Below are 7,643 nucleotides of genomic sequence, written 5' to 3'. Positions count from 1 at the left end.
GGTCGACCTGGGCCTGCGCGACGGCAGCGGCGCCGACGTCGCGCACGCGGCGCGGGCGCAGAACGTGCCGGCGCTGCTGGTGACCGGCCGCCCGCTCGACGAGGTCGAGGCGATCGCGATGGGGTGCCTGTCCAAGCCCTATCCCCAGCGCCACCTGCTCGCCGCGATCACCGCGATCGAGGCATTGCTCGACGGAAAGCAACCGCGCCGCCTGCCGCCCAGCATGAAGCTGTTCCAGACCGCCGCCTGAGGGCTTTGCTTCCCGCTATTTCCCGCTAGGGTCGAGCTTTGACCGGGAGGGACGGATGAACGAAGCGGCTGCGGATCGGGGCATCGACACGCCCAAGCGTAGCCTGGGCGCGGTGATGCTGCCCTATATCCGCCCGCGGCCGATCGCCGCGCTGCTGCTGGGCATCTCCAGCGGCTTCCCGCTCGCGTTGCTGCTCGGCACGATGACCTTCTGGCTGGCGAAGGTCGGGATCGACAAGAAGACGATCGGCTTCGCGGTCGGGCTGACCACGCCCTATACGCTCAAGTTCCTGTGGGCGCCGCTGATCGACCGGATCCGCCTGCCCGTGCTCGCGCCGCTGTTCGGCCAGCGCCGCGCCTGGTTGTTCCTGATCATGGCGCTGCTGTTCGCGTCGGTGTGGATGCTCGGCGCGAGCGACCCGCGCGACGGCAATATGGGACCTTTCGTGTTCTGGGCGATCGTGGTCGCCTTCCTCGGCGCGACGCAGGACATCGTGATCGACGCCTATCGCATCGAGATCCTGCCCGAAGAGGAGCTGTCGCACGGCACCGCCAACAACCAGTTCGGCTATCGCCTGGGCGCGTTCTTCGCTGGCGTCGGGACGATCGCGCTCGCGTCGAGCGAGGGGTTCGATCTGGGCTGGGCGATGGCCTATGGCCTGACCGGGCTGTGCATCATCCCCGGGATCATCGCCGCCTTCTGGGCCGGCCCCGGCCTGCACGAGAAGGCGGTTCGCGAGCGGCCCCGCCAGACCGCAGGCGAATGGCTCGAGGAAACGCTGATCGGGCCGTTCCGAGAGTTCTTCCGGCGGCACGGCGCGTGGCTGATCCTGCTGTTCGTGCTGATCTACAAGCTGGGCGACGCGATGGGGCAGGTGATGCTCAACCCGATGATCGTCGAGCTCGGCTTCACCGACACCGAGTTCGTGGCGATCAACAAGTTCGTCGGCTTCTGGGGCCTGATCGTCGGCACCGCGCTGGCCGCGCCGCTGATGGCGTGGCTCGGGCAGGGCAGGGCGCTGTTCGTCTCGGGCGTGCTGATGATGGTGAGCAACCTCACCTTCGCGATGCTGGCGAGCCAGGGGCATTCGGTGACCTGGCTGACGATCGCGGTCGCGACCGAGCAGGTGACCAGCGGCATGGGGCTGACGGTGTTCGTCACCTATCTCTCGGGGCTGTCGAACCTTGCCTATACCGCGACTCAGTTCGCGTTGCTGTCGTCGCTCGCGGCGGTCGGGCGGACCTGGCTGTCGAGCCCGGCGGGCATCGCCGCCGAGTCGCTGGGCTGGGTCGGCTTCTGGCTGCTGACCACGGCGGTCGCGATCCCGGGGATGATCCTGCTCTGGATCCTGTGGCGCAAGGGGTTCGTCGCCGAAAGCGTGCGCAAGGCGCGCGAGGTCGAGGAGCCCGGCGGCAGGCCCGCGCCTGCCGCATGATCGTCTATCTCGGCATCATCGCGATCCAGGTCGCGTGCGTCGTGCATCTGGTGAAGACCGGGCGCAGTCCGCTGTGGCTGACCGCGCTGATCTTCCTGCCGATGGTCGGCGCGATCGCCTATTTCATCGTCGAGATCCTGCCCGGGCTGCAGGGCAACCGCCATGTCCGCACGGTGCGCGCCAGGGCGACCGCGGCGCTCGACCCGGAGCGCGAGCTGCGCGCGGCGCGCGAGGCGCTGGAGCTCACCGATACGGCGGCGAACCGGGTGCGGCTAGGCGACGCCTGCGCCGAGCTCGGCCGCTGGAGCGAGGCCGAGGCGGCGTATCGCGAGGCGCTGGTCAAGGCGCCCGACGACGCGCGGACTGAGGCCAAGCTGGCGCGCGCGATCTTCGAGCAGGGGCATGCAGGGGAGGCGCTGGCGCTCCTCGACGGACTCGAACCGCCCGCGGGGCAGAGCGAGCGCGACCGGCAGGGCCTGCTTCGCGCGCGGATGCTCGAGCATGCGGGACGCAACGAAGAGGCGCTGGCGCTCTATGCCGACGTGGTGACGCGGCTGCCGGGCGAGGAGGCGCGCTGCCGCTATGCCGCGCTGCTGCTTGCCGAGGGCTGGGAGAACAAGGCGCGCAAGGTGCTCGAGGAGGTCGAGGCGCGGGCGAAGCGGCTCGACCGGCAACAGCGCGCGGCGGAGTCCGAGATGTATCGCTGGGCCGCGGACACGCTGGCTCAGCTACGCGCCAAGGTCAGCTAGGCTTCGAGCGGCAGGCCGGCATCGGCGAAAGCGTTGGACAAAGCATGGGCGGTGGCGAGCACGCCGTCGACGCGGCGCGCGCCGAGCAAGTCGGCGAGCAGCAGGCGCGCGCGCTCGGGATCGAACGGCGCGCAGGCGATGACGTCGAGCAGGGCTCCCTCCGCCCCGGTCATGCGCGCGCAGCACCATGGCGCGATCTGGATCGGGCCGGAGGAGGCCGCCGACATCTCCGCCATCAACGCGCGCAGCAGGAGCAGCGGGCGGCGGAAGCTCTTGCCGAAGCCGGTGACGAAGGCATGCGCGGCGGCGGCGTCGGAGAGGCCGTTGGCGCCGAGCTGGCGGATGCCGAACAGCAGCAACCGCGCGCCCGGATCCTCCGGCTGGATGCGGGGCAAGGCGTGGCCGAGCGTGGCGAGTGCGGTCATGCGGGACTCCGGAGTCGATTCGTCCCGCTATCCTGACAGCCTGTTATTGATAGTCAATCGCAATAAGAATCAGTCCGGCAGCTCGTCGTTCGCGCGGAGCACTTCGCCTGCGAGATAGAGCGAGCCCAGGATGAGGATGACCGGCGGGGCACCGCCCGCGGGGAGGCGCACCGCGATCCGACGCAGTGCGGATTCGGGGTTCTCGGCGGTTTCGACGCATCGAACGCCGAGGCGGCGCGCGGCCTCGGCGAGATCCCGGGGGGCATGGTGCGCATGACCCGGCACGGGGATCGCGGTGAGCGACCGCGCCAGCGGCGCGAAGGGGGTGAGCAGACCCGACGCATCCTTGTTGGACAGCATGCCGAGGACGAGATGGACGGGGCGGCCCTGCGCGGCCTCGGCGAGCGCTGCGCTGACCGATCGAGCGGCGGCTTCGTTATGGCCGCCGTCGAGCCAGAGCTGGCTGCCGGTTGGGAGCAGGTCGAGCAGAGGCCCCTCGGCGAGGCGCTGCATGCGCGCGGGCCAGCGCGCCGAGGTTGCGGCGGCGGCAAGGGCTTTTGCGGGTATCGCGAGGCGCTGCTGATGGCGCAGCGTGGCGATGGCGAGTGCGAGATTGGCGGGCTGATGGGGGCCGGCAAGGGTGGGCAACGGGGTTTCGACGCTGCCCTTGGCATCGCGATAGCAGAGGCCATCATGCGCGACCTCGAAGTCCCACGCTTGGCCGCATGCGAGGATCGGGGCGCCAGCGGCTCCAGCGACCTCGGCGATGCGCTCCGCGACCGGGCCGGGATAGGCCATGGTGACGAGCGGGACGCCGGGCTTGGCGATACCGGCCTTCTCTCCGGCGATGACTTCGGCAGTGTCGCCGAGGAACGCCTGATGGTCGATGCCGAGCTGCGCGATCGCGCAGGCCGCGGGGGCAGGGATGACATTGGTCGCGTCGAGCCGGCCGCCCAGGCCGACCTCGATCACGCAGGCGTCGGCGGGCGTGCGCGAAAAGGCGAGGAAGGCGGCGGCGGTAGTGACCTCGAAGAAGCTCGCGCCGATATCGCCGCCGGAGTCGAGCACCTCCTCCAGCAGCGCGGCGAGGATGTCGTCCGCGATCAGCTTGCCGGCGAGGCGGATGCGCTCGTTGAAGCGGACGAGATGCGGGCTCGAATAGACGTGCGCGGTGAGCCCGGCGGCCTCGAGCGCGGCGCGCAGGAAGGCGCAGGTCGAGCCCTTGCCGTTGGTGCCCGCGACATGCAGCATGGGCGGTAGCGCGAGGTGCGGGTTGCCGACGCGATCGAGCAGCCGCGTGATGCGCTCGAGCCCGAGGATATCGGCTCCGGGGCCGAGCGCGATCAGGCGATCGAGCTGGCGCTGGACGCCCGGGTCCGTGGAAGTGGCGTGGTCGGGCATCGTCGCCGCCAGAATCAGGCCGCCGCCTTCTCCCCGCCGACCAGCAGGCCGATGAGCTGCCCCAGCTTCTCGCGCAGCTCCTTGCGGTGGACGACCATGTCGATCAGGCCGTGGTCGAGATAATATTCGCTGGTCTGGAAATCGTCGGGCAGCTTCTCGCGGATCGTGTTCTCGATCACGCGGCGGCCGGTGAAAGCGAGGGTCGCCTTGGGCTCGGCGATCTGGACGTCGCCGAGCATGGCATAGGCTGCCATCACCCCGCCCGAGGTCGGATCGGTCAGGACGACGATATAGGGCAGGCCGGCGTCGTGGAGCATCGAGATCGCGACGGTGCTGCGCGGCATCTGCATCAGGCTGAGGATGCCCTCCTGCATGCGCGCGCCGCCCGAGGCGGTGAACACGATGTACGGGGCGCGCGCGCCGATCGCGGCTTCCACGCCGGCGATGAACGCCTCGCCCACCGCCTGGCCCATCGACCCGCCCATGAAGGCGAAGTCCTGCACGCCGATCACCGCCTTGTGGCCGAGGATCGTACCGCTGGCGTTGAGGAAGGCGTCCTGCTCGCCGGTGCTGGCGCGCGCGGCCTTGATGCGCGCGGGATAAGGCTTCTGGTCGCGGAACTTGAGCGGATCCTCGGTCACGCGGGGGCTGGGCAGCACCGTGTAGCCGGGGTCGAACAGCTGGTCGAAGCGCGTCTTGCCGCCGATGCGCTCGTGATGGTCGCAGATCGGGCAGACCGAGAGATTCTCCTGGAGTTCCTTGGTGAACACCATCTGCCCGCAGCCCTTGCACTTGTGCCAGAGATTGTCGGGTGTCTCCGCCTTGTTGGGGATGACGAACGAGATCGCGTTGCGGACGCGGGTGAGCCAGCTCATGCGGGTTCCTTTCGGGCATCGGCGAGGGCCGTGCTCAGGGATTTGATATAAGTGAGGACCGCGGGGCGCGCATCTGCGCCGTGCTGCGCGATCAGGTCGATGATCGCCGAGCCGACCACGACGCCGTCGGCGACGCGGCCGATCGCGGCGGCCTGTTCGGGGGTGCGCACGCCGAAGCCGACCGCGACGGGAAGGTCGGTGGCGGCCTTGAGCTTCGCGACCGCGGCCTCGATGCTGTCCTGCGCGGCCTGCTGCAGGCCGGTGATGCCGGCGACCGAGACGTAGTAGAGAAAGCCGCTGGCGCCGTTCAGCACCGCGGGAAGGCGCGCCGCATCGGTGGTCGGGGTAGCGAGGCGGATCGTGGCGATGCCGTGCGCGGCGAAGGGGGCGATCTCGTCGGCCTCCTCGGGCGGGATATCGACGATGATCGTGCCGTCGACGCCGGCCTCTGCCGCCTTCTGCGCGAAGGCTTCGGGCGTCGGGCGGGTCATGGTGTTGGCATAGCCCATCAGCACCAGCGGCACGTCCGGGTGGCGCTGGCGGAAGGCGGCGGCGATGGCGAGCACGTCGGCGGTGCGCGTGCCAGCGGCGAGGCTGCGCAGATTCGCGGCCTGGATCGCCGGGCCGTCGGCCATCGGATCGGTAAACGGCATGCCGAGCTCGATCACGTCGGCGCCGCCCGCGACCAGCGCGTCGAGGATCGCGGCGGTGTCGCCGTCCCCCGCGGTGACGAAGGTGACGAGGGCTGCGCGGTGCTGCGCGGCGGCGGCGGCGAAGGCGGAAATTATCCTGCTCACAGTTCGTCACCCCGGACTTGTTCCGGGGTCCACCTCGTCGCACGCGATAGACATGAGCCTCCAGCCGCAGCGCCAGACGCGCGGTGGATCCCGGCACAAGGCCGGGATGACGGGGTGGGGTTAGGGCTCATATCTCGGCCCCCATCGCCTGGGCGACAGTGTAGATGTCCTTGTCGCCGCGGCCGGAGACGTTGACCAAGATGATCTGGTCTTCGTTCATTTCCCGTGCCTTGAGCTCGAGAGCTGCCAGCGCGTGCGAGCTTTCGAGCGCGGGGATGATGCCTTCGAGCTTGCAGCAGAGCTGGAACGCGTCGAGCGCCTGGATGTCGGTGATCGGCAGATACTCGACCCGGCCGCTCTCGTGCAGCCAGCTATGCTCGGGGCCGATGCCGGGATAGTCGAGGCCGGCGGAGATCGAGTGCGCCTCGGTGATCTGGCCGTCCTCGTCCTGCAGCAGATAGGTCTTGTTGCCGTGGAGGATGCCGGGCGCGCCGCCGGTGAGGCTCGCGGCATGCTCGCTGGTGTCGATGCCCTTGCCCGCGGCCTCGACCCCGATCATCGCGACCTCGGCATCGTCGAGGAAGGGGTGGAACAGCCCGATCGCGTTGCTGCCGCCGCCGACCGCGGCGATCAGCAGGTCGGGCAGGCGGCCCTCGGCCTCGAGCATCTGCGCCCGGCTCTCGGTGCCGATCACGCTCTGAAAGTCGCGCACTAGCTCGGGATAGGGGTGCGGGCCGGCGGCGGTGCCGATGATGTAGAAGGTGTCGTGGACGGTGGCGACCCAGTCGCGCAGCGCCTCGTTCATCGCGTCCTTGAGGCTCTGCGAGCCGCTGGTGACGGGGCGCACCTCGGCGCCGAGCAGTTTCATGCGGAATACGTTGGGCTGCTGGCGCTCGATGTCCTTGGCGCCCATGAAGATCGTGCAGGGCAGGCCGAAGCGCGCCGCGACGGTGGCGGTGGCGACGCCGTGCTGGCCCGCGCCGGTCTCGGCGATGATCCGCGTCTTGCCCATGCGGATGGCGAGCAGGATCTGGCCGATGCAGTTGTTGATCTTGTGCGCGCCGGTGTGGTTGAGCTCCTCGCGCTTGAAGTAGATTTTCGCGCCGCCGTAATGGGCGGTCAGCCGCTCGGCGAAATAGAGCGGGCTGGGGCGGCCGACATAATGCTTCATCAGCCCGTCGAACTGCGCCTTGAACGCCGGATCGATCTTGGCCGCGCGGTACTCGCGCTCGAGATCGAGGATGAGCGGCATCAGCGTCTCGGCGACGTAGCGGCCGCCGAACTGGCCGAAATGCCCGCGCTCGTCGGGCTGGGCGCGAAGGGAGTTGGGCACGTTCATGGTGAGCGGCGTTTAGGCGCGTCTTCGGCGCGCGCCAAGCATTGTTACAGCGTTGCGACCGTCTTGAGGAAAGCGGCGATCTTCGCCTCGTCCTTGACGCCCGGTGCGGATTCGACGCCTGAGGAGACGTCGACCAGGCGCGCGCCGGTGATCCCGATCGCCTCGGCGACGTTGGCGGGGTCGAGGCCGCCCGACAGCGCCCAGGGCAGCGGATGGGTGAAGCCCTGGAGCAAGGTCCAGTCGAAGCGCAGGCCCATGCCGCCGGGCAGCCTGGCCTCGTCGGGCACCTTGGCGTCGTAGAGCAGCCGCTGGACCGCGCCGCGATAGCTGTCGGCGGCGTCGAGATCGGCGCGGGTCTTGACCGCGACCGCC

Annotated in this window: 7 protein-coding genes and 2 pseudogenes; 3 read left to right on the top strand and 6 right to left on the bottom strand. The window is 69.6% G+C overall.

What is annotated here, in order from left to right:
• From ABDV68_RS17205 to ABDV68_RS17195, 3 genes and pseudogenes are all read left to right on the top strand, one after another.
• Nucleotides 1-250: pseudogene (locus ABDV68_RS17205) on the top strand (response regulator); the annotation flags it as partial.
• A gap of 55 nt (nt 251-305) precedes the next feature.
• On the top strand, nt 306-1,685 hold the full coding sequence (locus ABDV68_RS17200) for an MFS transporter (protein ID WP_343521330.1): 1,380 nt from the start codon (nt 306-308) through the stop codon (nt 1,683-1,685).
• Nucleotides 1,682-2,434 (top strand): tetratricopeptide repeat protein, encoded by a 753-nt coding sequence (locus ABDV68_RS17195; RefSeq protein ID WP_343521329.1) that lies wholly within the window; start codon nt 1,682-1,684, stop codon nt 2,432-2,434. Before ABDV68_RS17200 ends, ABDV68_RS17195 begins: the two co-directional genes overlap by 4 nt.
• Here ABDV68_RS17195 and ABDV68_RS17190 read toward each other — a convergent pair.
• From ABDV68_RS17190 to ABDV68_RS17165, 6 genes and pseudogenes are all read right to left on the bottom strand, one after another.
• A complete protein-coding gene (locus ABDV68_RS17190; RefSeq protein WP_343521328.1) occupies nt 2,431-2,859 on the bottom strand; it encodes a DUF6628 family protein in 429 nt (142 codons plus the stop codon). The genes ABDV68_RS17195 and ABDV68_RS17190 overlap by 4 nt on opposite strands.
• Before the next feature lie 69 nt (nt 2,860-2,928).
• Nucleotides 2,929-4,260 carry a folylpolyglutamate synthase/dihydrofolate synthase family protein gene (locus ABDV68_RS17185; protein ID WP_343521327.1) on the bottom strand — a complete coding sequence of 444 codons (1,332 nt, stop codon included), beginning with the start codon at nt 4,258-4,260 and terminating at the stop codon, nt 2,929-2,931.
• 14 nt (nt 4,261-4,274) lie between these two features.
• Entirely contained in the window at nt 4,275-5,135 is an 861-nt protein-coding gene (gene accD, locus ABDV68_RS17180) for an acetyl-CoA carboxylase, carboxyltransferase subunit beta (protein WP_343521326.1), read from the bottom strand.
• On the bottom strand, nt 5,132-5,932 hold the full coding sequence (gene trpA / locus ABDV68_RS17175; protein WP_343521325.1) for a tryptophan synthase subunit alpha: 801 nt from the start codon (nt 5,930-5,932) through the stop codon (nt 5,132-5,134). The genes accD and trpA overlap by 4 nt, the downstream gene beginning before the upstream one ends.
• Before the next feature lie 127 nt (nt 5,933-6,059).
• On the bottom strand, nt 6,060-7,271 hold the full coding sequence (gene trpB / locus ABDV68_RS17170; RefSeq protein WP_343521324.1) for a tryptophan synthase subunit beta: 1,212 nt from the start codon (nt 7,269-7,271) through the stop codon (nt 6,060-6,062).
• Nucleotides 7,272-7,315: 44 nt separating this feature from the next.
• Nucleotides 7,316-7,643: pseudogene (locus ABDV68_RS17165) on the bottom strand (N-(5'-phosphoribosyl)anthranilate isomerase); the annotation flags it as partial.

The sequence above is a fragment of the Sphingomonas sp. genome (assembly GCF_039595165.1).
Lineage (GTDB): Bacteria > Pseudomonadota > Alphaproteobacteria > Sphingomonadales > Sphingomonadaceae > Sphingomonas.
Note: the sequence above shows the minus strand (reverse complement) of the source record. Positions and strands in the feature narration are given on the sequence as shown.

What these genes read in the sequence shown, in the direction of transcription:
- ABDV68_RS17200 (WP_343521330.1), top strand. Translation starts at nt 306, where the DNA reads ATGAACGAAGCGGCTGCGGATCGGGGCATCGACACGCCCAAGCGTAGC.
- ABDV68_RS17195 (WP_343521329.1), top strand. Translation starts at nt 1,682, where the DNA reads ATGATCGTCTATCTCGGCATCATCGCGATCCAGGTCGCGTGCGTCGTG.
- ABDV68_RS17190 (WP_343521328.1), bottom strand. Translation starts at nt 2,859, where the DNA reads ATGACCGCACTCGCCACGCTCGGCCACGCCTTGCCCCGCATCCAGCCG.
- ABDV68_RS17185 (WP_343521327.1), bottom strand. Translation starts at nt 4,260, where the DNA reads ATGCCCGACCACGCCACTTCCACGGACCCGGGCGTCCAGCGCCAGCTC.
- accD (WP_343521326.1), bottom strand. Translation starts at nt 5,135, where the DNA reads ATGAGCTGGCTCACCCGCGTCCGCAACGCGATCTCGTTCGTCATCCCC.
- trpB (WP_343521324.1), bottom strand. Translation starts at nt 7,271, where the DNA reads ATGAACGTGCCCAACTCCCTTCGCGCCCAGCCCGACGAGCGCGGGCAT.